The sequence below is a fragment of the Streptomyces sp. DT2A-34 genome (genome assembly GCF_030499515.1).
GTDB lineage: Bacteria > Actinomycetota > Actinomycetes > Streptomycetales > Streptomycetaceae > Streptomyces.
Genome location: NZ_JASTWJ010000001.1, coordinates 8,751,799 through 8,774,222 on the forward strand (window position 1 = coordinate 8,751,799; position 22,424 = coordinate 8,774,222).

Sequence of the window (22,424 nt, forward strand, 5' to 3'; positions counted from 1 at the left end):
CCTTCTTCCATGGACATCGCGTGGAAGCGCTCCCAGAGGTTCATAGCGCTCCGCAGCGCATCGCGTAGGCGACCGCGTGCGAGCGGTTGCGCAGGTTCAGCCGGGTCAGCATGCCGCTGACGATGTTCTTGATGGTCCGCTCCGAGTAGTTGAGCTGCTGCGCTATCTCCACGGTGTCCAGGCCGTCGGCGAGCAGCCTCAGCACCTCGACCTCCCGCTCCTGCAGACCGCCGACGGTCAGGCCGTTGGGCACCAGCACCGTGCGCTGGATCGTCCGGACCTGTTCGAGCAGCCATCCGACCATCTGCTCGGGGACGAGGGCGCGGTCTCGCCCGCTGTCCCGGATGGTCTTCACCACACGGTCCCGGTTGGCCTCCTCGCGCGGCAGAAAGGCCACCAGCCCGCTGGTGACCGCGCGCATCAGGTGGTGTTCGGAGATGGTCTCGGCGACGAGCACGATGCGCATGTCGGGGTTGGTCGACTCGGTGGCGGCGCGTTCCATCCAGCGGACCATGTCCTCGGTGGTCTGGTGGGCCGTGATCAGCAGGACGTCGGCTTCGCACCTGCGGTCGGGCGGGAGCAGCGTGATCCCCGGGACGGAGCGCAGACAGGCGACGGCACCCTCGCCGCTGACCGGGTCACCGGCGTGCACGGCCACGCTGATCACCGCGCCCCGTTCGCCGACGACCGGCGCGTCTACCGTGCGGGCGGCCATGCCGACCAGCCTGCGTCGACCGGGTGGCGCGCATCAGAGACGGCGCGCACCGCGAGAGATCTGGCCACAGACACTCCAATACTGAGAGGTGCTCATCCCACGCGCTCGCGGGTCCTTGCCCTTCCGACGGCCGGTTCGGCCACCGGACAATCCTGAATTGACGTGCACCTCTCAAGCTGAATGGGTGTGTCGGAGGCCGCGGCGGGTCCCCTGAGGTGCGGAGCGCAATGCGCGCGTCGGCGCATCCGCAAAAGTTGCTTTGTTTCTAAAGCACCGCGGTGCGCTGGTCAAGCAAAGATTCGGCAATTCGGCAGGTCGGCAAGGTGCCTCCGCCTCCGGTTGGGCTCAGAGCTAGCCGTTCCACGGATTGTGCAGAGCGTGGGGTCTGCATGTGTGGCGAAGGTAATACTCCCCCAGGGCTGCGGAGTTGATCAAATGTTCACCGTTTTCCACGGTGCCCCCGCGAGTTTCTGCGAACTACTGAACGATATCAATTTCCCGTCGACCCTTGACAGAATTCCCCTGCGTCGCCATGGTCTGCGGCCGCTCCCCCTCCCGCTGCTCGAATTGGATCGACCTGGCTTGGCATGTTTGCCGGCCGGAAATCTGCATTCTTGTGCGTGACGCATTTCACAATCCGGGCGGTCCTGGCGCAGGGCGGTTGCAAGTTCCGGGATTGCGTAGATCATCCGCGTCCAGCGGGAGTTGACGCAGCAACAGCACAGGCACGAGACCGGTGATCATCAGGGTGTCTACGCCAGCTGATCACTTTGAGGTCCCGTGCCTGCTGCTCCATCCTCCCTGGTCCCTGCCGCCCTGGCGAAACTGGAACCCCTTCACCAGCACGACACCGGCCGCCTGCGCGCCCACCTTCAGCGCGTACCCGACCCGCGTTCGCGTCGCGGACGGTGGTATCCCCTGGTCGGCCTGCTGTTGATCTGCGCCTGCGCAGTCGTCTCCGGCGCCCGGACCATCACCGAGATCACCGAGTGGGGACAGCGCGCCACCACCACGGTGCTGGAACACCTCGGCATCCGCCGCCATCTGCCCGGACGCCGGCGCGCCCCGTTCCATGCCACCTTCACCCGGCTCCTGGCCGCTCTCGACGGCGATGCCCTGGACGCCGCGATCGGCGCCTACCTGGCCGGACACAACCACACCGGCGTCGACGCCACCGGCTTGGCGCCGCGGCCGGCGATCGCGGTGGACGGCAAGGCATTGTCAGGCTCCGCGCACCGGCAGCAGCGCCACCGACACCTGCTGTCCGCCGTCACCCACGCCCCCACCGTGACCCTGGCCCAGCGCGAGGTGGGGGCCAAGACCAACGAGACGACCGCATTCCGTCCGCTGCTGGAACCACTCGATCTGACCGGCACCGTGGTCACCTTCGACGCCCTGCACAGCGTCAAGGACCAGGTGCGCTGGCTGGTACAGGAGAAGAAGGCCCACTACATCGCGGTGATCAAGGGAAACCAGCCGACCGCGTCGGCCCAGCTCAAGGCCCTGCCGTGGGACCAGGTGCCCGTGGCGCACACCGTCTCCGGCACCGGGCACGGCCGGCGGGAGTCCCGATCGGTCAAGACCATGGCCATCGCGGCGAACCTGGGCGGGTTCGCCTTCCCGCGAGCCCGGCTGGCCTTGCGCATCCACCGGCGCCGCCAGGAGAACGGCAAGCGGCAGACCCGGGAGACGGTCTACGCCGTCACCAGCCTCGACACCCACCAGGCCACCCCTGCCGACCTGGGCGGATACGGGCGAGGGCACTGGGGAATCGAAAATTCCAGCCACCATGTCAGAGATGTGGTGTTCGCCGAGGACGCCTCCACCGTCCACACCGGCAGCGCGCCGCGGGCGATGGCCGCTCTGCGGAACCTGGCCATCGGCAGACTGCGGCTGCTGGGAGCGGACAACATCGCCAAGACCACCAGAGCGATCCGGGACGCACCCGAACACGCCATCTGGATCTGGGGCATCACCGACAGCCCGATTCTACCGGGAACTTGAAGCCGCCCGGGGAGCACACTGCCGGCGTGGCCGTGTTGGCCGCGGCTTTGCCTTCAGGTGAGGTGTGGCGTGCGGTGTCGGTTAGTCAACGGCTGGCCACTGATCAGATCGTGGCGCCTCACGAACTGATCCGCGCGGCGAACGCCCTCGGCGATCTCGCGGCCTACGAGCACTTTCACCAGGTCACTCTTGATGAAGTGTGCGCCACGATTGACGCTCTCCGTGCCAGTGACCCGCATTGTGTGCTGGCCGCTACCTGGTTTGCGGAGCGCGCCACTGCAACCGGCCGAATGGACCTGTTGCGGCCGCGAGAGGAGGCTTTGTCCAGCCTTGCCGCCACTGCGACTCAGAGCGATGCGCTGTTGCAGGCGCGGCTGCGGGCATGTCTGGCTGATCTGGACCTCACTGGAACCGCGTGGACCACCCTTGCCCAATCCGCCCGAGCCGACTTCCCCCGGCCGATCACCGCGCTACTGCTGGCCCGCCATGGCCGTTTCTTGGCCAGTCACGGGCAGGCGCAGAAGGCCCTCGGCCGGTACGGCGGCGCCATTGAGCGCGCTGTTCAGTGCAGCAATCATCAGGATGCTGCGGCGTGGATCGAGGCACACAACCTTGTCCGCATCCGCTACGGCCTGCAGGGTGACAAGATCGGTCAGGCGTATCCCACCGCGACTGTCCTACGGGCTGTTCGCTCTGGCAGTGTTCTGCCGCAGTCATTCTCCGCCCGTGAGCGGGCCTTGGGACGGGTGGCGAACCAGGCCCGTCCAGCTGAGACCTTGCAGGCCCTCACCCAGTGAGCCCCTTCCAACCTAGCTATGAGATCGAGGGGTTGCGGTGAATGGACGACGAAGCCCCAGGTAGATGGGTTGTCGACTAACAGCAACCTTTTCCGCCGAGCCCCGAGTCATTGCCCACCCATCGGGGCTACATCTGTCCACTTCCGCACTGCGGCTGCTGCGGCGGGAGCTGACCGCTCGGCGACGACAGATCGGCACCCGGCGCCGGCTGACCTGCAGCCGTCAGGCGCTTACGACCCTGGCCTACCTGCGCTGCAACCACGCCTTCGCCGAGCTCGCATCCAGATTCCGCGTGGGCCTGCCCCCAGCCGTATCGCCGCGCGAAGTCAAAAACCAAGCTGCGGAGGAACGTCTGATCGCACGAGGCGGACTCGCGCGGCTGGTATGCAGCCGGGCAGGTACACGAATCCGTTGCCGTTGTCGAGGAGCAACCCCTCATCGACGCCGTCCACGGACCAGAGATCAACCGGCCCACCGGTGTTGTTGATCTGAAAGAAGAACTCTGCTTCCTCCTCGCCTCGACAGACGAAGATCCCCTCCACCTCAGGGCGGCGGCTGCCGGCGATCCCCCGTGCGGCGCTCATCCGGGTCCAATCCAGGCCGTGCTGGGCGATCGACCGGCGATTGAGCACGGACGAAACGTGGAGGAGGGTTGGTGTATCAAACACGCCAGGAGTATAGGAGCCAGTGAGGCTTCCTCCTCAGGCTGAGGCGGTCAGCTCCAGGGTGAGGACGGCCTTGACGAGGTCGGTGATGCGGGTGGTGCTGCAGCGGAGCTTCCGCAGCAGGCGCCAGGACTTGAGGGTGGCCATGGCCTGTTCGCCGAGTGCGCGGATCTTCGCGTGGGCGCGGTTGACGGCCCTCTCCCCGGTGGAGAGCTTGTGCCAGCGGCCGCGGAAGGGGACGCGGACGGCGGGGCCGAAGCCCTGGTACGCCTTGTCGGCCCAGCACCGGATGCCACCGGTGTTGAGGGCGTCGAGCAGGCTGGGAGCGGGCTGCCTTGATGCCGTGGACCGCGCCCGCCAGGGCCGGCGAAGCCCAGATGAGCTTCCCGAACGGGTCGGTGAGAACTTGTACGTTCATGCCGTGTTTGCGGTGCCTGCCGGAGTAGAAGGGGCGGTCGGCCGCGATGCGGTCGATGGGCAGCAGGGTTCCGTCCAGGATCACGAACGCCTTGCGTGCGGCAACCGCCATGGCCTGCTGGAGGGTGGGGCGAGGACGGCCAGGACGTCCACGGCCTCGGTGACGTAGCGGTGGGCGGTGGCCAGGCCGACGCCGAACCCGGCCGCGAGTTGGGCGAAGGTATGACCGCAGCGCAGATGGGCCAGGGTCATCAACGCCTGTCGGCCGCAAGTGAGTCGACGCCAGCGGGTGCCGATCCGTCGCCGCCGAGCGGTCAGCTCCCGCCGCAGCAGCCGCAGTGCGGAAGTGGACAGGTCCAGTCCTGATGGGTAGACAAGCACGCGAAGCCCCTGACAGCGAGGTTGATCTTGGTTGACAACCCATCTACCAGGAGCTTCGTCCTTCTGCCACGCCAACCCCAGCGACTCCCAGCCATGTTGGAAAAGGCTCAGTACCTCCGGCAGGCGACGGTCTCGGCTGCGTGGCTTGAGGAGCACGAGGCCCACGAAATCCTCGGTCGAGGTCATCTCGACAACGGGGAGCTTGCTGCTGCCGTCAGCCATTTCATTACCGCTGGCGTTGACAAGGCTCTCGAGTCGCTCAGCGGTCGCCTACCCGAGGAACCGTTCTCCCTCCAGGTTCCTGAGGATCTGCCCGACCAACCACGATGGAGACGGCACGGCACGTTCATCGCCGTGCAAGTCGCCGCTGACCTACTCCCGGACGGCGATGCTCGCACCTGGGCCGACGCGGCTTTGACGGAGATTGGGGACGAACACCCCGTTCCTTTTGGCACCCGCGATCCGCGCCAGGCCGCCTTCGGTGCCTTCGCTCGGTTGGCTGACGCGTCGAGCGCCGCGCAGGCCCAGAGCTTCCTCGAGGTCACCTTCCGAATGCTTGACAGTCGGGTTACGTCCAGGGAAGTGGTGTACGGGTGCGACCTGATCCGGGGGTTTGCTCCGGCATCGGGATGGGGCCCGCCTAGATGAACGGCCACCGGCTGATCTTCGAAGTGTCGAAGCCTCGAAGGAGATCAGCACGATGACCGCACCTGACAGTCTGCCCCTGCACGCCCTCGCCGAGGACAACCTCGCCGCGGCGAGTCCCGATCTGCTGCGCGCGATGGTCAAGACGTTCGCCGACGCACTCATGTCCGCACAGGCCGACGCACTCTGCAACGCCGAGTACGGGCAGGTCAGCGACGAACGCGTCAACCACCGTAACGGCTACCGCCCACGCGAGTGGGACACCCGCGCCGGCACTGTCGAACTCGCCGTTCCCAAGCTGCGCCAGGGCAGTTACTTCCCGCACTGGCTCCTCGAACACCGCTGCCGGGCCGAACAGGCCCTCCTCTCGGTGGTCGCCACCGCCTACCTGCTCGGCGTCTCCACCCGCCGCGTCGAGAAACTCGCCGAGTCCCTCGGCGTCACCCAGCTGTCGAAGTCCCAGGTCAGCGCGATGGCCAAGCACCTCGACGAACAGGTGGCCGCCTTCCGTAACCGGCCCCTGGACGCCGGGCCGTATGCGTTCGTCTGGGTCGACGCGCTGACCCAGAACGTCCGCGAGGGCGGCCGGATCATCAACGTTCACGCGTCGATCGCGGTCGGCGTCAACGCCGACGGACACCGCGAGATCCTCGGCATCGATGTCGCCACCGCCGAGGACGGCGCCGGCTGGCTCGCCTTCCTGCGCTCCCTGACCGCCCGTGGCCTGTCCGGCGTCCAGCTGGTCGTCTCCGACGCCCACACCGGGCTGGTGAACGCGATCGGCGCGGTCCTTCCCGGCGCCTCCTGGCAGCGATGCCGCACGCACTACGCCCGCAACCTGCTCTGCCAGGTGCCGAAGTCCGCCCAGCCGTGGGTGGCCACGCTGCTGCGGACGGTCTTCGAACAGCCCGATGCAGACGCCGTCCAGGCCCAGATGCGACATTTGCTGGACGCGCTGGAGGCCAAGTTCCCCAAGGCGGCCGCCCACTTGGACTCCGCCCAGCGCGAACTGCTGGCGTTCACTGCGTTCCCCCGCGAGATCTGGCGGCAGATCTGGTCGAACAACCCGCAGGAGCGACTGAACAAGGAGATCCGCCGCCGCACCGACGTGGTCGGCATCTTCCCCGACCGCACCGCCCTCATCCGACTCGTGGGCGCGGTACTGGCCGAGCAGAACGACGAGTGGACCGAAGCCCGCCGCTACATGGGACTCGACCTGCTCGCCAAGGCCCGCCTCCACCCGATCGAGTCAGAAACCGAGGACACCGTCCTCCCGACCGAACTCACCGCATAACCTCAAAAACGAGATCACCGAGTGGCCGTCAATACACCACTCCAGCGGACGTGACCGGTGGGGCGACGCAGCGGTAGGTGGGACGGCGTCTATCGGCGGGCCGGAGTGGGGTTGCTTCGCATTACTGGCGAGGGCTCGCTCCAGCGTGTCCTTGTCGCCGCTGACGCTGTGGGAGCGCGTGCAGCGCCAAGACACGCAGCTTGCGGTTTCATCTGCTGCCGCAGGCGGAGAAGCGCCAAGGCGGTATGTCCGAGGTGCGCAAGGCGGTGGATGTCCTAACGACTTGGGGAGCGATAGGAGTGCCATGCTGCGTGTGGGCCCGGGTCCTGGATGGTCGGCGGACACGGCACTCGGATGTCGGCTACTCCAAGGGGGCATCGGCGGTGGGCTGGCCCGGAATCTCCAGCAAGGTGGATAGGCGTTCGGGGCGCTCTTCGACCACGAGGTGTCCGGCCTCGGAGACCACACCGAGTTCGGCGCTGAGTGTGGCGCGTGCTGCCGGGCCGAGCCGCCGTGGAGGGAGGAAGACGTCGTGCTCCCCGGTGACGACCAGGCGGGGAATTAACTGCGCTGGCAGGGTGGCAGCGCCGGGCGCCCCGCTGGAGCGCGAGTGCCGGGCGACCAGTGTCATCCAGTTCACCAATTCCGTGCGGGGTGGACGGCCAGGCGCGAGCATGGTGCGCAGGAGCCGGGCGCTGTGCGTCGGTGCGGGCCGAAGGAACCAGGCGGCCGAGGCGGCCAGCACGGTGGGGGTCAGCCTCAGTCTGGTCAGTCCGCCAGGGGAAACCAGGACGAGCCGGTCGATCCGGGGAGTGTCGCTGGACAGGGCAATGGCGGCACCGAAGGAGTGGCCCATCACCGCTACCGGCTCGGACGAGATCTTCTCGATCACCTCGCTCAGCCACGCCCCATACCATGACAACCGGCCGCCGGAGAGCCCACGTTGGCCAGAACTGAGACCGGGCTGGCCAGGGACGTCCACCAGCAGGACCCGGTAGCCGGTGGCGACCAGGGCCGTGGCCAGCGGCAGGGACGCGGCGGCGTTGAAGTTGGTGCCCGGGACGAACACGACCGTCTTCGCGCCAGAGCCGGCGAGGACCACGTGAGTCTGTGCGCCCTTAGCGGTCACCGTCTTCCGTTCGTGTGGCACCGGCCACGCGGCGAGCTGGTCGAGGCACCAGCGTCGGATGAGATCCTTGCCCGTCGTACTGCGGTAGATCGATTTCACTGGTCGAGTATCGCGCCTCGCCTCGGGCCGTGACGTGAGACTGGGCCCGTGCGGCCTGTTCCCATCCTGCCCTGTCCGGCATCTCCCGCGCACACTTCGGCGAGTTGCTCGAAGAACTCGCTCCGAAGTGGGAAGCGGCCCGGGAGTCGGCACTCCACGAGCGCCGCGGCGGGGGCCGGCGGCGGGCCGCTGGCGCGGGGCCCAAGCAGCGCCTGGTATTCACCGACCGGCTCTTGGCCACGCTGGTCCACCTGCGGCTGGGGCTGCCGCACGCTGCGCTGGCCGAGCTGTACGGGGTGGACCGCTCCACCATGTCCGGAGCGGTCCGCGAGGTCCGTCCGCTGCTGGTCGTTCGCGGCTTCGCCATCCCCGACCGTCCAGGGATGCGGCTGCGCACGCTGGAGGACCTGTTCTCCTACACCGACGCAGAAGGCGTTGAGCTGCGGATCGACGGGACCGAGATGCAGGTCCGCCGCCCGCGCGCAGGCCGTCCCGGCCGCAAAGCGTTCGTATCCGGCAAGAAGAAGCAGAACACCATCAAGACCACCACGTTCAGCGACGGCCAGGGGCGGACCCTGTTCAGCGGAGTGGTCAGGCCGGGGCGGATGCACGACCAGACCGCCGTGCGTACCGAGGGCATCGCCGAGCAGTTCCGCCTGCACCCGAAGGTGAGGGCCGAGGACGACGAGGGCTACCGGGGTCTGGCCAACGAGTTCCCCGCCCAGGTCAGTGCCCCGCCGAAGAAGCCGAAGGACGATGCGCCGCTGGGCGAGCACCACGCCTGGCGCGAGCAGCGACGCCGCCAGTCCTCCCGCCGGATCTGCGTGGAGCACACCAACGCCGAGTTCAAGCAGTGGTGCCCGCTGCAACGGTTCACTGGCCGCCGCGATACCTACGCCGAGACCCACTCCGCGATCGCCGGCCTGGTCTCCGACCGCTCCGCCCGCCGGGCGACCCGCCGCAAGACCAGCACCGAACTGGTGCACACTCGGCAGGTCGCCTGCTGATCACCCACCAGCCGACCCACCAGGCCGACACGCCCCGATCTCAATCGCTCCCAAGGTCGTAAGTGACTCCGAGTTCGAAAGAGCACGAATCCCGAGTACGAGCCCGATGCGATCGCTGTAATGCCGAGCAGCGTGCACAGCATCGGCAGGCGGAGGCGGCTCAGAGGGATGGCGAGGGGGATGAAGAGGGGGAAGGCGGGGAACAGGTAGCGGGAGACGTTGCCGAATATCTGCTGGCTGCCCAGGAACAATGCGAAGGTGAGGAGCGTGTAGCCAGTCAGGACAGCCGGCGGGCGCTGGCGGTTCAAGAGGGGGATCAGAAGCAGGCCAAGCAGTACGACCAGTACTCCGATGGTGTCCGCGTAGCGGTACGCGAAAAAGTAGTCGACGTGGCCCACTGCGACGCCGGTGAGGACATCGAGTGTGTGCTCGCCGTAGTCGAAGGTATGCGCCCAGGCTCCTTCCTGGTGTGTGAAATAGCCGCCGAGGTCGCCCATCTGGTTGCCGACCCAGAGTAGGTAGCCGGCGAGCCCGAGCGGCGCGATCAGCACTGCGATCCACGGGCGGGCGATGTACGCGTCCCGGACATCGAACTCGGGTATGAGCTGCCGGATGCTGCGCGGCACGGCCAGGGAAGCATGGCAGTACCCGACGTCTGCGGTTATGGCTTCTGCTCACACTCGCCCATGCTCACGCCACTTACCGATCTGCTTGACCGGATCTCCGGTGTACAACCAGGGAGTTCGCGTGGCATACGGCCCCTGCATCCGCAGGAGTGCGGTGGCGATGTCGGTGGTGCCCGCGAGGCAGGCCGCGTGAGCCAGGTAGTTGAGATCGCGCAGTTCCGCAGGGGGCACGGCGGTGTTCGGGCGCCCCAGGATCCAGCGCTCCCATGTCCGGCGTACGTCGCTGACGGCACCGTCGTGATGCCAGTGCTGCCCGAGCCCCACGGCTTCCCGGCGGCCCTTCGCCGCGTCGAGGATGTAGCGGTACTCCTCGACGCGGGCGTACTGCACCAGCACGGGCAGCGGGGAGCCGGGCGGTGCTACTCCGGCGGCGTCGCGGGCGAAGTCGTACATGAAGCCGTGGGTACCGTGCCAGCGGGCCGAGTAGTAGTGCAGCACCTGCAGGTGGCCCTCCATGCTGTACGGGTCACGGGCGTCCAACTCGTCCCACCAGCGGGCCATTTCCTGTTGCTGTACACCTGACGGGTACAGCCGGGCCAGGGAGATCAGGGAGATCCACGGAGTCGGATCTGCCGGGTATGCGTCGGCGGCCCGCCGGCACGCCACCACCGCGGTGTCGATGCGGTCCACGTCCATCGGCGCGCCGCGGCCCGCCGCGATCGCCAGGCCAAAGGCCCTGGCGGTCTCCGTGGCCCCCCGCAGAACCAGCGCGTCGGTGCTGTGCGGCTCGGCGGCCAGCCACGACTCCACGGTCGTACTGCTCGCGCACGCCTGCCCGAGCAGCCGGATCCGGTGGCCGCGCGTCGGCCAGTCGGCACCGGTGGCCTGCAGCAGATCGCGCAGGCCCTGCCAGCGGCCGATGACGACGTCCTGGCGGGCGGAGGTGAGGTGCGCGTCCCCGTCGTCGGGGTCGAAGGCGATGTCGGAGCCGGAGGGGGATTTGTGTCGCGCCATGGGGCTCTCCCTCAGAAGTCGGTGGAAAGGCCCTCGTAGGCATGGGACCCGGCGGGCACCCGGTCGTCGGGGACGTAGTCCGTCTCGACGGTGCGGGAAGCGTCCAGCTTCACCGGCCGGTAGTACTCGCTGCCCTTGCGCCAGTACCAGAGCATGGGCACCAGGCCGACGGCCAGACCCCCGAGTCCGATCGTGACCGCCGCGCTGCTCAGCTCGCCGAGGGACTCGACGAGCACCCAGAACATGAACACCGCGCCGAGCAGCGGCCAAAGCCCGCCGAAGAGGAAGTTGCCCACGGACTTCAGCAGCATCTTGCGGTAGGCGACGACCACCGCGAGGCCGGTCAGCCCGTAGTAGACGGCGATCTGCAGGCCGATCGCCGAGATGGCGTCGGAGAGGATGTCGCCCACCGAACCCAGAGCGTTGGACGCGATGAACAGCAGCAGCGCCACCGCACCCACCGCGGCGATGGCCACCCAGGGGGTGTTCCACCGGCGGTGGACCCGGCCGAGTGCCTCTGGCATCGTTCGGTCGCGGCCCATCGCGAACAGCGAGCGCGTGACCTGGATGAGGGTGGTCTCCAGGGTGGCGATGGTGGACAGCATCACGGCCATGATGAGCAGCTTGCCGCCCCAGCCCGGCCAGATCTCCTCGCCGAGCGCGGCCAGCACGTTGGCATCGTTGTCGGCGATTTGCTTGGACGTGAGGATGACGTTGGTGGCGATGGTGAACACCTCGAACAGCAGGAAGACGACGCCCACCCCGATGAGGCCGGCGAGGCCCGTCGTGCGGCGGCTGTTGCGGGTCTCCTCACTGAGGTTGCTGGTGACGTCCCAGCCCCAGAAGTAGAACGCGGCGACCAGGGCACCCGCCGCGAAGCCCGACATCCCGTCGAAGTGGCCGAAGCCGAGCCAGGACCACTCGAAGGAACGGGCGTTGTCCGTGTGGAACAGGGCGAGTACGGCGAACAGGGCCAGGATGGCGAGTTCGACGCCGGACATGATGAGCTGAGCACGGACCGTGAGCCGGGCGCCGCCGAGCACCACGCCCAGCATGACCAGGAACCAGCCGGCGCCGACCACCGTGGACAGTGCGGTGTTCTCGGCGAGCCCCTCGTCGAACAGGGCCAGCGTCATCGATCCCGCGGGGAGCGAGCCGGCGACCATGAAGATGGTCGCCGAGACGACCAGTGACCAGCCGCTGATGAACCCGAGGAAGGGGTGGAGCGTGCGGCCCACCCAGGAGTAGCTGGCACCCGCGTTCACGTCGATGCGGCTGAGATAGCTGAACGCCAGAGCGATGCCCAGCATGGGAATCGCGCAGTACAGCAGCGCGGCCGGACTCGCCAGACCCACCGCGCCGACCAGGACCGCCGTGGTCGCGGCGATCGAGTACGCCGGGGCACTGCCCGCGACCGCCATCACCACCGTGTCGAACGTACCGAGGACATTGGCCTGGAGCCCTCGGCCCCTGCTGATGCTCATGCTCGTGTTGCTTTCTGTTGTGCACGACGAAAGGTGGCAGCCTTGCTGCCCGACGGTGCGAAGCGATGAACACGGAGGTCACCCGCTCCGGCAGGAGACGGTCCCGCGTGTGTGCTGGTCATGATACCTGTTTGTTTATGTTTCAAGATTAATTGGCGGTTAAAATCTTCGGCGCTTTCGAAAGGTCAACTCCTCGGCCGGCAAGGTCTCATGGCTGGGCGAGGAGACTCGTCGGGGCGCCATGACAGGCCCTTGCCGTGCTGGTAGAACTCAAGGCTCCCCCCGCGGAGAGTTGATCGGCACCATCCTCGATCAAGGAAATCAATCCAGTGCTGCCCTGGTCGGACCGTCGCGTCTCGCTCAGCCGCCAGACCGTGGGCCGCCTTCTGGCCACTTCGCCGCTCGTGGCGGGATTGCTGGGCGGCTTGCCCCTTCTCCGGCCTCAACCTTGGCCAGTGCTGGATCGCATTCGTGCCTGATTCTCCCCAGCCGCCTGAGAGGGGCTGCGACACGCGTGAACGTCGCTTCGAGCCTGCGGGACACGGGCTCGCACAACAGACCACTCAGAGTCAATCCCGCCCGAGGGTAGCTCCGCATGTGCTCGAAGTTGATCCCGTAGATGGTCCCGACCAGCGTCGGAGCGAACAGAATCGCCGCCCAAGAGGACATCTTCTTGAAGTTGTCTACCTGGGGGTCCTGACCTGCGACTATGTGGTTCGGGGCCCCCTGACCTGCGCCGATGCTTCTTTCATTGTCTTTCAGGCTCGTGCGGCGTTGTGCAGTCGATTCTCCCCACGCGCTCCCCAACGCGGCCGAAATTCCCCAGATTCTCCCCAGGGGAGCTCCGCTCGAAGGAGGAGCCGCGCGAGGTTTGCTCAGGTAAATCGATCACGGTGAGTGGCAGCCGTATGTGCTCAAGCGGCTGTCGTCTGAGCGTCCCGGTGGTGTCGATGGCGATCTGGCCCAGGCACCCGGCATGCCGGCGCTGGATCCTGCAGGCGCGGTCGGCGCGGGCCACCGGTGCATGCAGAGGGCCCTGAGGGCGTCGGGCAGGGCCGGAAGAGAGAGGTATGAGGCAGTCGGCTCGGCTGGCCTTGGCCAGTGGCGCTGGAGTAGCTTGGCTCAAGGGGCTGCTCGTCGTAGGGCGTCGACGCGGTGTCCATGGGAGAAGGCGGCGTCACTTCGTGGGCCGTACGAGATGGCCACCGAACCTCCGCTCGTACCGAGGGCGCGGGCCTGTTGCTCCGCCGAGACGCCCTCGTGGGAACCGTCGCCGGTCGCAGAGGTCCCCCCTCGGTGGCGGCACCTCAAGCCCGTGGCAGTGACCTCGCCCATTGCCGGCTGTGGAATTGAGGCAGGAGAACCTGTGCCGCTGGAGCAGACCCAGGCATGCCTCGGGGGTGGATGGGACCACCGGCGCCTCGGACATGCGCCGACCGCCAGTCCACCGGGCGAGACCGGGACCAGCGCAGGAGCGCCGTGCCGTGCCAGGTGATGAGCGCGGACGGCTGGCGTGTGTCGTTGTGGGCTCGGTCGGGATGCGGCCTACGTCCCGGTGACCAAACTGGACTCTTGATGCTCGGACGGTGAGGTAACCCGAGTTGCTCAGGAGGCCCTAATACTCCAGCTGTAGATCGCGATCTTCGTAGTGCGGAGTCTGCCGGGGCGACGGCAGCTGCCGGCTTGGGCTTGGTGGCTGCAGCGGGCTGGCGCGTAGGGTGCCGGGATGATCGCGATGCCAGAGGAGTTCGCACAGAGCACCGTCGACCGCGAGGGGGAGGCCGGGGCGGCATGGCTCGCCGAGCTGCCCGGGATCGTGGAGGAGTTGCTGGGGCGCTGGGGGTGCGTGCCGGATGGCGAGGTCATGCACGGGGGTGTTGGCGTCATCGTTCCAGTGTTGCGGCGAGCCGGCGAGAGGGCCGTGCTGAAGGTGTCGTTTCCGCATCCCGGCAACGCCCATGAACCGGATGCGTTCGTTGCGTGGGGCGGGTGCGGCGCCGTCCTGCTGCATGAGCACGACGACGAGCGGTTCGCGATGCTGCTGGAGCGGGTTCAGCCGTCGACCCTGGCGGAGGTCGAGGACGGCGACGAGGTGGTGACGGTCGCCGGGCGGCTCAATCGCCGCCTGGCCATCCCCGCACCGCTCGACCTGCCCCGGCTGCGTGAGCAGGCCGATGTCTGGGAGGAGCAGTTGTGCAAGGACGCCAAGGAGCTGCCGCATGCGCTGCCGCGTCAGGTGCTGGATGCCGCCGTGGGGACCGTTCGGGAACTGGGCCGGGCCCAGCCGGACACCCTCATCCATGGCGACCTGCATGCCCGGAACATCCTGCGTGCCGGCCGAGAGCCGTGGCTGGCTGTCGACCCCAAGGGGTACGTGGGAGATCCCGCCTACGACGGCGGCACACTGCTGAAGTCCCGCGCGCTGACGCTCCTGGAAGCGGATGACCTGCGCAAGGCTGTCCACCGCGTCTTGGACGTCTTCGCAGAGGCCGCGGAACTCGACCGCGGACGCGTCCAGCGGTGGGCCCAGTTCCATGCCGTCCAGGCTGCGTTCTGGGGTCGCCGTCACGGTTTTCGTATCGCCCGCAGTGGACCACGACTGGACTGGCTCACCGAATTCGCCGACCGCCTGGCGGAGTTGCTCACCGAACGCTCGTAGAGCGTGATCATGCCGACCGGGTCCGGTGGGTGGCCGAGTGCGGCCACCGTTGATCATCGTGAGCTGTGTGGACTGACGATGAGATGGTGGCCGCAGGTCACAGCATAGATCTCGCCCGATGGCGGGAGGCGTTCGCGGCGGCCATGGGCCGCATCGCGGGCCGGTTCGCCCGATACGAACCCCGCGTGCGAGCCGGGCGGCTGCTGCTGGGCCTGCTGTCGGACCTGCCCCGCAAGAACTGCTGGACGATCGCGGAGTGGGCTGATCCTGCTCATGACCCGCCGCCTGGCCCGGCCACACCCGCAGCCAGCGTGAACCGGCCCGGCGCAGGCTCGGCCAGCCAACCGCGCGCGACCAGATGCTTCGCCTTCGACCGCAGTGCCTCCACCCGAGCCGGCACCACGTCCATGCCGAACAAGGCGGCCATCTTCTGACAGGTCAACGGCCCTTGACGGAGCCGGGCCCGGTCCGCGAGCGCCTGCAGAATGCGCTAGTAATCCACCGACAGCACCGACCAGGCCAGCCCCTCACGCCACACCGGCACCTGCGACTTCGCCGCGGCGCGCTGAGGATGTCTCCTCACCCTGCCTCGTGGCCGGCGCTGTCCCAATGGCCTGGACGCGGCCTTGCCCGGACTCGTTCACGCGGGCCAGCACATCGCCGACCCGCGAGCAGGCGATGGCCCACTCCACTCCTGCCATTCCCGCTCGGCCACGGCCACTTCGGCCTGGATACGGTCGGCCTCCTCCCTCGGCCCAGCCACGCGACGGCGGACGGCAACCTCGCGCTGTTCCAGCAACCCCACGACCGACGGCATCCACGACCTTCACCGGAGCGACGACACGACACGCCACCACTCCCACGGGAACGCCCGCCCTACGCCCGACCAGCGAAAACGCCGTCCTCGGGTTCTGTACGACAACAGCTACTAAAAGAACGCTGCGGGACAATACAGCTGGACTCAAGCGGCCGGACGATCACCGGTCGAGGTCGCGGGGGACCACGACCAGGTCCAGCTGCCCTCCTGCCAAGGCGACGGTGGAGGAGACGAGGGCTTGGAGGCAGGCGTACTCGGCCGCCTCGTCGGGCAGCGCAAGGCGCTGGGTCGTAAGCCCGTCGAAGCCGGCGAGGAAGAACCGGGCGAGGGTCTCCGCGGGCTGTGCCAGAGAGCGACCGGTGCGTGTGGCTGCTTCCGCGATGAGCTCGGCCGCCACCTCGGTGACGTCTCGATAATGGCTTTCGACGGCATCGCTCAGGGCTGGCGTGCGAAGGGCGAAGAGGGTCAGTTCGGCCAGGAGTTGGTGGCTGCTGGGCTGTTCGCGTACGGTCCGCCACAGAGCCGTGGCCAGAGCGCTCAGTGTCTCCTCGAAGCCCGTGTCGTTCGGTGCGGCTCGCTTCACCCGGGCCACCAGTTCGTCCGTGAGCTGTTCCATGACGGCACGGTAGAGCCCCTCCTTCGTGCCGAAGGTGTAGTGCACGGTGGCCTGGGCCACGCCAAGTTCAGTAGCGATGGCGCGGGTGCTTCCGGCCGCGATTCCCTCCCGCGTCATGAGGTCGACGGCCGCTTTGATCAACTGGGGGCGGCGCTCGGCCGCTGGAACATGTGCCATGAGGAAATACTACCGACTTAGTCAAGTAACAAAGTCAACCGGTGAGAATGCGTCGCCGTAGACGCCGACCTCGATCTCCTTGCGGTGCGGTCGGGCTCGATGACGACCGCGTGGACCGTCAGGATGGAGAGCCCGTCCGGCTCGGGGTCCAGCAGCAGGGCGGCGGCCCTGGTCACGCTGTCCACTCGGACGCCGAGCACGCCGGAGTCCAGCCGTCGCGGCGGCCGCACCTGAGAGGACCGTCGGTGCCGTCGGGGTTGTTGCTGACCAGCACGGCATGCGGGGCGGAGAGCGTGATGTCTTCCGCAAGGGCGGTCAGTTGGGGGTCCTGGTGACCGGCGAGCAGATCGGGCAGCAGGGCCAGGCTGGTGCCGATCTTGTCGTCGTGGTAGGCGGGACTCTGCACGATCGCCGCGTACGCGCCGAAGGAGGCGTTGTCACGAAGGGGACGGTCGTCAGCGAAGCCAAGGTCGTCGCGGAGTCCGACGCCGTCGGTGAGGGCCTCCAGGGCGCCGGCCGGGTCGGCACGGTTCAGGCCGAGAACCAGGGCGAAGTGGTTGCGGATGCCGGCGATGATGACCAGGAACGGGATCTCCCGCTCGGCGGCGACGGGTGCGACCAGTGCCTGGGTGCCGTCGCCTCTTGCTACGCCCAGGGGTACCGCGCCGTCCGCGACGGCGGCGCGGGCCAGGGCGGTGACGTGTTGGTGTTGGGATCAAGCAGGGCAGCCCTGGCTCCGAGCTGTTCGGCCTTCTATTGCAGGCCGAACCGGTCCACCTTGCCGCCGCCCGAGTGGGGATTCGTGATCAGGAACGGCCGCTTCGGCGGCGGAACGCCAGGCCGCGGAGTACCGGGGGCAGGGGCTGTCGTCTGCGGACGTATTCGAGGCGCTGGCGTGGCACTGCCCGAGCGACGCGGTGATTGCTGTGGACGTGGGCGATCACGTCTACGCCTTCGGCCGCTACTTCGAAGGCAAGGGCCAGCGTCCTGATGTTCGGCTACCTCGGCTCAATAGGCCTCGGGTATCCGGCGGCCTTGGGAGCCTGGGCCGCCCATCCCGACCGGCCTATCATCGCCGTTACCGGCGACGGCGGCTTCGGCCAGTACCTTGCCGAGCTCACCACCGCCGTCAAACATGGCATGTCGATCAAGCATGTCCTGCTCGACAACGGCTCCCTCGGCAAGATCAGCAAGGAGCGACTGGCCGCGGACGTACCCGTGTGACAGGCCTTGCTGGTCAACCCGGATTTCGCCGACTACGCCCGCTCCTGCGGCGCCACCGGCATCTCCGCGCGTACGGCGGCCGAACTCGACACGGCTATGCGCGAGCTCTTCGCCGCCGACGGACCGGCACTCCTCCACCTGCACCGATCCGGCACTGGTGTGACTGCGATCCACTCAGCGAAGCGCCCCTGCTCTCCGCGCAACTGGAACCGTCCCGAATGCGGTATCCGTCCCCGCTCTGACGTGAGCATTTGTGGATCTGTGGATCCACCCGAGGGGCTCGTCGTGGCGCAGCGTCGTCGTCCGCTCGGTGACGGTGAGACCGGGTGGACGCACGGCCTCGTCGTTCAGGTTGTTCCGCGCTCGGTCACGCCTCACCGGGAGTCCGCGGCGGGACGGACCGCGGCTTGCTTCAGTGAGCTCACGGACTCCCGGATCACCAGTTGGGTACTCAGGATGACCTGGTTGTCGCCTGTGATGTTCTCCTCGCGTTCGAGGGCCAGTCGTACGGCGGTCCGGCCCAGCTCCTCATAGGGCACCCGGACCGTGGTGAGGGAAGGCGTCAGGTCGACGGCGAAGGGCACGTCGTCGAAGCCGACCAGGGACACGTCGCCAGGGACGCGAAGACCCGCTTCTCTGAGGGCGGCCAGCGCTCCGACGGCTACCGCGTCGGTGCCCGCGAAGATCGCTGTGAAGTCCAGGCCGGCGCTCAGCGCCTCCTTGGTACGCCGATAACCCGAGACGCGGGTGTAGGGGCCTGGGATGTCCAGCTCCTCGTCGTACGGGACGGCGTGCGCGCGTAGAGCGGCCAGGCATCCTTCGCGGCGTTGCTCGGCAGTGCTGAGCTGAGGTTCGCCACTGAGCAGGAGGATGCAGCGGTGTCCGGCGGTGAGCAGGTGGGCAGCGGCCTGGAAGGCGCCGCCCCGGTTGTCGTACTCCACGACGGTGGCCGGGATCGCCCCGGGCAGAGGCGGACGACCGACCAGCACCAGCCGGGACCCGGCGGCCTCGAGCGCTCTGGCGTACGTGGCCATGCGGCGGTGGTACGCCTCGTCCTGCACAACACCGCCGACCAGGACGACGGCCGCAGCGTGCTGCTCCCGCATGAGCTGGACCAGATCGTCCTCCCGGGAGGTGTCTCCCTGCGTGGAGCACACCAGGCTCAGTCTGCCCCGGCTGCTTGCCTCTTGTTCCACACCGCCGGCGACCTGTGCGAGCGACGGGCCGGTGATGTCCCCGATGACCAGGGCGATGGGCCCCGGAACTCGGCCGGAGAGTGCCTTGGCGTGCACGTTGACCACGTAGTGCAGTGCGTCGACGGCCGCCATGACCCGGGCCCTGGTATCGGCCGACACCGGGTAGTTGCCCGCCAAGGTACGGGAAACGGTTGCTACTGAGACTCCGGCCTTTGCCGCGACATCGCGAATTGTGCTCGGCCTGTCCGTCTGTGCACCGTTCCGGCTCGCCCGCTTCGGTCCTGGGCGCTTGCGCGTTCCCTGTCCGTCGTCCGTCACAGCTCCCGACGTTACTGCATTGGATGAGCCTTGCGACCCAGTAACCTGGCGAACTACGGTACTCACGTCAGAAAACGTTTTCTCTCCTCTCCGTACGCCCTTCGCCGGAGCCGCCGCCATGACCTCCACCTACCTTCGCTGGGGAAGCGACGATTTGTCCCTTCTCCTCGCCCTTGATCCGACGGGCTCGGTGCGACTACTGGCAGCGGGGGAGGTGGCTTCTCTGCCTGATCCGGAGCGCGATCCGGAACGGTGCGCACTCCTCGCCCGCAGGGCCCTTCCTCTGGTCGAGATGCAGACCACGGGTAGTGGACGTCTGGGCACCTCCGGCAAGCGTCACGTCGACGGTGCCGTCTCACGCGGCCTGCGCTACGTCAGCCACGAGGACGAGGACGGCGCGGCCGAGCGCACGCTGCGCGTGCGGCTGATGGACGACGCCTCTGGTGTACGGGTGACCGCCATGTACACCCTGTGCGACACCGCTCCAGTGCTGCGTGCCGAGGCCTGCGTGGAGAACTCGGGCGACCGCCCCGTGACCTTGGAGTACGTCTCGTCCCTCGCGCTGTCCAACCTGGCCAGGCATCTGCCGGAGGGCGAGCGATGGGAGGACGGGCTGTCCCTCTGGCTGGCCGCCAATCCCTGGAGCGGTGAATTCCGCTGGTCGCGGGCCACCCTGGCGGAGAGGGGACTGTACGACGTCGGCATGGTCGCCCACGGTCAGACGGGCTCGAAGAACCGCATCGCCGTGACCAGCACCGGCTCCTGGTCCTCCTCCGAGCACCTGCCGATGGGCTGCCTGGAGGAGACGGCGACTGGCCGCACCCTGATGTGGCAGATCGAGCACAACGGCTCCTGGCACGTCGAACTCGGCGACCGCTTCGACGATGTGTACCTGACCCTGTCGGGCCCGACCGACCGCGAACACCAATGGCGCCAAAGCCTCGCCGCCGGCGAGACCTTCCGGACGGCTCCGGCGACGGTGGCTCTCGTTGCCGAGGGCGGCTTCGAGGCGGCTCTCGGCGCGCTGACCGACCACCGCCGCGCCACCCGTCGCCCGCATCCCGATCACGAGCGACTCCCCGTCGTCTTCAACGACTTCATGAACAGTCTGATGGGCGACCCCAGCACCGAAGCCTTGCTGCCGCTGGTAGACGCGGCGGCGGCCGCCGGTGCCGAGGTCTTCTGCATCGACGCGGGCTGGTACGACGCCGAGCCTCCCGGCACGGCCGGCCCGGGCGGCGTCCCGGCATGGTGGGGCGCGGTGGGCGAGTGGGAGGAGTCGACGCGGCGCTTTCCGGGCGGACTCCGTGAGGTGCTGGACCGGATCCGCGCGGCGGGTATGGTCCCGGGGCTGTGGCTCGAACCCGAGGTCATCGGAGTACGCAGTCCGATCGCCGCGGCCCTGCCCGACGAGGCGTTCTTCCGACGGGACGGTGTGCGGGTCGTGGAGTGGGACCGCCACCAGCTCGACCTGCGCCACCCGGCGGCCCGCGCTCATCTGGACACGGTCGTGGACCGCTTGGTGCGCGACTACGGGGTGGGCTACCTCAAGTTCGACTACAACATCGACATCGGGGCCGGTACGGACGGCCCGGAGGGCACCGACAGCCCCGGAGCCGGTCTCCTCGGCCACAACCGTGCCTACCTCGACTGGCTCGACGGCGTCCTGGATCGGCATCCGACGCTGGTCGTGGAGAGCTGCGCGGCCGGCGGCAGTCGCACCGACCACGCGATCCTGTCCCGGCTGCCGATCCACTCCGTCACCGACCAGCAGGACTTCCGCCTCCTGCCCGCCATCGCCGCTGCCGCGCCCACCGCGGTCACCCCGGAGCAGGGTGCCGTCTGGGCATACCCACTGCCCGAGCACAGCGACGCGGAGCTCGGGATGGTGATGGTCTCGGCGATGCTGGGCCGTGTTCACCTCAGTGGTCGCCCTGACCTGCTGTCCCCGCGACAGGCGGCGCTGGTGCGACGAGCCCTCGACGCCTACAGGACCTACCGCCACCTGCTGCCGGACACCCGGCCCCGCTGGCCCCTGGGCCTGCCCGGGTGGCGCGACGGCTGGATCTGCCTGGCCCTGACCACCGACGACGGCACGACCCTGCTGGCGGTGTGGCGCCGCGACGGCACCCCGGACACGCTGACGATCCCGCTGCCCTGGGTAGCCACGGACGACGAGCCCCGGGTGTTGTTCGCTGCGGACCCAGGGCCGCAGTACGAGTGGAACGGCCTGCAGCGTGTTCTTCGGATGACGCTCCCGGCCGAGCGGTCGGCGGCGCTGTTGGTCTTCGGGGCGACGTCCATGTGCTGACGTGCAAAGGCGGTCGTGCGCGGTACCGGTCGGTCCGCGCACGACCGCGTTCTGCCCTGAGGTGTTCCGGCGACGCGGCACGGGCGAAGAGGAAGCGGGCGGTGGCCCGGCGTCCCGACGGTTCGCCGGGCCACCGTTACGGGCGGTCAGATCTTGCGCAGCACCACCGTGCTGCCGGGCGGAACGGCCACCTGTTCGTTGCCGAGCACCTTGGCGCCGGTGACCAGGTCACGGCCGGCACCGAAGCCCTTCGTGGTGCAGGTGTAGCTGCGGTCAGCCGTAGTGTTCATGGCGATCAGGTACGGGCCGTACTGACACCGGTAGAAGGACGCTCGCCCCACGTATGGTGTCTCGTGGCCGAGCGGGGAGTCCGGTACGTCCGCGGGTGCGGCGGCCAGCGGCAGTACCTGCCCGGCGAACGCCTGGTGCAGTGCCTCCCCGGGCGGCGGGAAGCCCCCGCCGGGGATCGACGGCATGTCGGGATTGCCGAACTCCCAGTTCACCCAGTCGGGTTCGGCATAAGCGCGGCCGTCCGGGATGTACTTCACGTCCTGCCAGACGGTCGCGGAGCGCTCGATGCCGTCGGCGGTGATGTGGTGGATCCGGGCGAGCCGGTTGACGCCCCAGCGGGCCCGCCAGTAGAGCGAGGCGTAGAGGATCTCGTCGTCGTGCTTGATCGCGACCAGGCCGTTCTCCTCGTCGCTGAAGACGAGGTCCGGCTGCCCGGGCGTCATGGGCAGCCGGGCACCGCTCGCGGAGGCCTGGCTGATGTACGCGTAGTCGTCGGCCGTGCTGAGCAGAGCGAGGTTCGTCCGGGCCGAGTCCCCGA

17 protein-coding genes and 3 pseudogenes are annotated in these 22,424 nt (G+C 68.3%); 9 read left to right on the plus strand and 11 right to left on the minus strand.

Going from position 1 to position 22,424, the window contains the following annotated elements:
• Positions 1–40: 40 nt before the first annotated feature.
• Positions 41–715, minus strand: a complete 675-nt coding sequence (locus QQM39_RS38930) for a response regulator transcription factor (RefSeq protein WP_302002316.1) — start codon at positions 713–715, stop codon at positions 41–43.
• Positions 716–1,495: 780 nt separating this feature from the next.
• Between QQM39_RS38930 and QQM39_RS38935 the strand changes: the two genes are divergently transcribed.
• Positions 1,496–2,719 carry an ISAs1 family transposase gene (locus tag QQM39_RS38935; RefSeq protein WP_302002317.1) on the plus strand — a complete coding sequence of 408 codons (1,224 nt, stop codon included), beginning with the start codon at positions 1,496–1,498 and terminating at the stop codon, positions 2,717–2,719.
• Positions 2,720–2,745: 26 nt separating this feature from the next.
• Entirely contained in the window at positions 2,746–3,516 is a 771-nt protein-coding gene (locus QQM39_RS38940; RefSeq protein ID WP_302002318.1) for a hypothetical protein, read from the plus strand.
• 326 nt (positions 3,517–3,842) lie between these two features.
• Here the strand turns inward: QQM39_RS38940 and QQM39_RS38945 are convergent, their stop codons facing one another.
• The 3 genes and pseudogenes from QQM39_RS38945 to QQM39_RS46345 all read right to left on the minus strand — a co-directional run bounded on the left by QQM39_RS38945 (position 3,843) and on the right by QQM39_RS46345 (position 4,979).
• On the minus strand, positions 3,843–4,148 hold the full coding sequence (locus QQM39_RS38945; protein ID WP_302002319.1) for a hypothetical protein: 306 nt from the start codon (positions 4,146–4,148) through the stop codon (positions 3,843–3,845).
• Between the two features lie 69 nt (positions 4,149–4,217).
• Positions 4,218–4,710: pseudogene (locus QQM39_RS46340) on the minus strand (transposase family protein).
• Positions 4,680–4,979 carry a transposase family protein gene (locus tag QQM39_RS46345; RefSeq protein WP_367669581.1) on the minus strand — a complete coding sequence of 100 codons (300 nt, stop codon included), beginning with the start codon at positions 4,977–4,979 and terminating at the stop codon, positions 4,680–4,682. The pseudogene QQM39_RS46340 and the gene QQM39_RS46345 overlap by 31 nt, the downstream one beginning before the upstream one ends.
• A gap of 93 nt (positions 4,980–5,072) precedes the next feature.
• Here QQM39_RS46345 and QQM39_RS38955 point away from each other — a divergent pair, with 93 nt between their 5' ends.
• Positions 5,073–5,627 carry a hypothetical protein gene (locus tag QQM39_RS38955; RefSeq protein WP_302002320.1) on the plus strand — a complete coding sequence of 185 codons (555 nt, stop codon included), beginning with the start codon at positions 5,073–5,075 and terminating at the stop codon, positions 5,625–5,627.
• Positions 5,628–5,679: 52 nt separating this feature from the next.
• Entirely contained in the window at positions 5,680–6,918 is a 1,239-nt protein-coding gene (locus QQM39_RS38960; protein ID WP_302002321.1) for an IS256 family transposase, read from the plus strand.
• 361 nt (positions 6,919–7,279) lie between these two features.
• Here the strand turns inward: QQM39_RS38960 and QQM39_RS38965 are convergent, their stop codons facing one another.
• Complete coding sequence (locus QQM39_RS38965; RefSeq protein WP_302002322.1) at positions 7,280–8,146, minus strand: alpha/beta fold hydrolase; 867 nt, start codon at positions 8,144–8,146, stop codon at positions 7,280–7,282.
• 104 nt (positions 8,147–8,250) lie between these two features.
• Here QQM39_RS38965 and QQM39_RS38970 point away from each other — a divergent pair, with 104 nt between their 5' ends.
• Positions 8,251–9,153, plus strand: coding sequence for a transposase family protein (locus tag QQM39_RS38970; protein WP_302002323.1), 903 nt, complete (start codon positions 8,251–8,253; stop codon positions 9,151–9,153).
• Here QQM39_RS38970 and QQM39_RS38975 read toward each other — a convergent pair.
• The 3 genes from QQM39_RS38975 to QQM39_RS38985 are packed head-to-tail and all read right to left on the minus strand — an operon-like array spanning position 9,039 to position 12,277.
• On the minus strand, positions 9,039–9,779 hold the full coding sequence (locus tag QQM39_RS38975; protein WP_367669584.1) for a hypothetical protein: 741 nt from the start codon (positions 9,777–9,779) through the stop codon (positions 9,039–9,041). The genes QQM39_RS38970 and QQM39_RS38975 overlap by 115 nt on opposite strands.
• A 48-nt stretch (positions 9,780–9,827) precedes the next feature.
• On the minus strand, positions 9,828–10,793 hold the full coding sequence (locus QQM39_RS38980; protein WP_302002324.1) for a hypothetical protein: 966 nt from the start codon (positions 10,791–10,793) through the stop codon (positions 9,828–9,830).
• An 11-nt stretch (positions 10,794–10,804) separates the two neighbouring features.
• Entirely contained in the window at positions 10,805–12,277 is a 1,473-nt protein-coding gene (locus QQM39_RS38985) for an APC family permease (RefSeq protein WP_302002325.1), read from the minus strand.
• 1,726 nt (positions 12,278–14,003) lie between these two features.
• Between QQM39_RS38985 and QQM39_RS38990 the strand changes: the two genes are divergently transcribed.
• Together QQM39_RS38990 and QQM39_RS38995 are read left to right on the plus strand one after the other, a co-directional pair.
• A complete protein-coding gene (locus QQM39_RS38990) occupies positions 14,004–14,936 on the plus strand; it encodes an aminoglycoside phosphotransferase family protein (RefSeq protein ID WP_302002326.1) in 933 nt (310 codons plus the stop codon).
• A gap of 65 nt (positions 14,937–15,001) precedes the next feature.
• Complete coding sequence (locus QQM39_RS38995; protein ID WP_302002327.1) at positions 15,002–15,370, plus strand: hypothetical protein; 369 nt, start codon at positions 15,002–15,004, stop codon at positions 15,368–15,370.
• Between the two features lie 543 nt (positions 15,371–15,913).
• On the opposite strand, the gene QQM39_RS39000 is transcribed toward QQM39_RS38995, so the two are convergent.
• Both QQM39_RS39000 and QQM39_RS39005 read right to left on the minus strand, forming a co-directional pair.
• Positions 15,914–16,546 (minus strand): TetR/AcrR family transcriptional regulator, encoded by a 633-nt coding sequence (locus QQM39_RS39000; RefSeq protein WP_302002328.1) that lies wholly within the window; start codon positions 16,544–16,546, stop codon positions 15,914–15,916.
• 48 nt (positions 16,547–16,594) lie between these two features.
• Positions 16,595–17,377 (minus strand): annotated as a pseudogene (locus tag QQM39_RS39005) (diacylglycerol kinase family protein); the annotation flags it as partial.
• 90 nt (positions 17,378–17,467) lie between these two features.
• On the opposite strand from QQM39_RS39005, the pseudogene QQM39_RS39010 reads away from it, so the two are divergent.
• A pseudogene (locus tag QQM39_RS39010) lies at positions 17,468–17,896 on the plus strand (thiamine pyrophosphate-dependent enzyme); the annotation flags it as partial.
• 248 nt (positions 17,897–18,144) lie between these two features.
• On the opposite strand, the gene QQM39_RS39015 reads toward QQM39_RS39010, so the two are convergent.
• Positions 18,145–19,284 (minus strand): LacI family DNA-binding transcriptional regulator, encoded by a 1,140-nt coding sequence (locus QQM39_RS39015; RefSeq protein WP_302002329.1) that lies wholly within the window; start codon positions 19,282–19,284, stop codon positions 18,145–18,147.
• 214 nt (positions 19,285–19,498) lie between these two features.
• Between QQM39_RS39015 and QQM39_RS39020 the strand changes: the two genes are divergently transcribed.
• A complete protein-coding gene (locus QQM39_RS39020) occupies positions 19,499–21,595 on the plus strand; it encodes an alpha-galactosidase (protein ID WP_302002330.1) in 2,097 nt (698 codons plus the stop codon).
• Positions 21,596–22,424: the final 829 nt, after the last annotated feature.

What these genes read in the sequence shown, in the direction of transcription:
- QQM39_RS38930 (WP_302002316.1), bottom strand. Translation starts at nt 715, where the DNA reads ATGGCCGCCCGCACGGTAGACGCGCCGGTCGTCGGCGAACGGGGCGCG.
- QQM39_RS38955 (WP_302002320.1), top strand. Translation starts at nt 5,073, where the DNA reads ATGTTGGAAAAGGCTCAGTACCTCCGGCAGGCGACGGTCTCGGCTGCG.
- QQM39_RS38960 (WP_302002321.1), top strand. Translation starts at nt 5,680, where the DNA reads ATGACCGCACCTGACAGTCTGCCCCTGCACGCCCTCGCCGAGGACAAC.
- QQM39_RS38980 (WP_302002324.1), bottom strand. Translation starts at nt 10,793, where the DNA reads ATGGCGCGACACAAATCCCCCTCCGGCTCCGACATCGCCTTCGACCCC.
- QQM39_RS38985 (WP_302002325.1), bottom strand. Translation starts at nt 12,277, where the DNA reads ATGAGCATCAGCAGGGGCCGAGGGCTCCAGGCCAATGTCCTCGGTACG.
- QQM39_RS38990 (WP_302002326.1), top strand. Translation starts at nt 14,004, where the DNA reads ATGATCGCGATGCCAGAGGAGTTCGCACAGAGCACCGTCGACCGCGAG.
- QQM39_RS39000 (WP_302002328.1), bottom strand. Translation starts at nt 16,546, where the DNA reads ATGGCACATGTTCCAGCGGCCGAGCGCCGCCCCCAGTTGATCAAAGCG.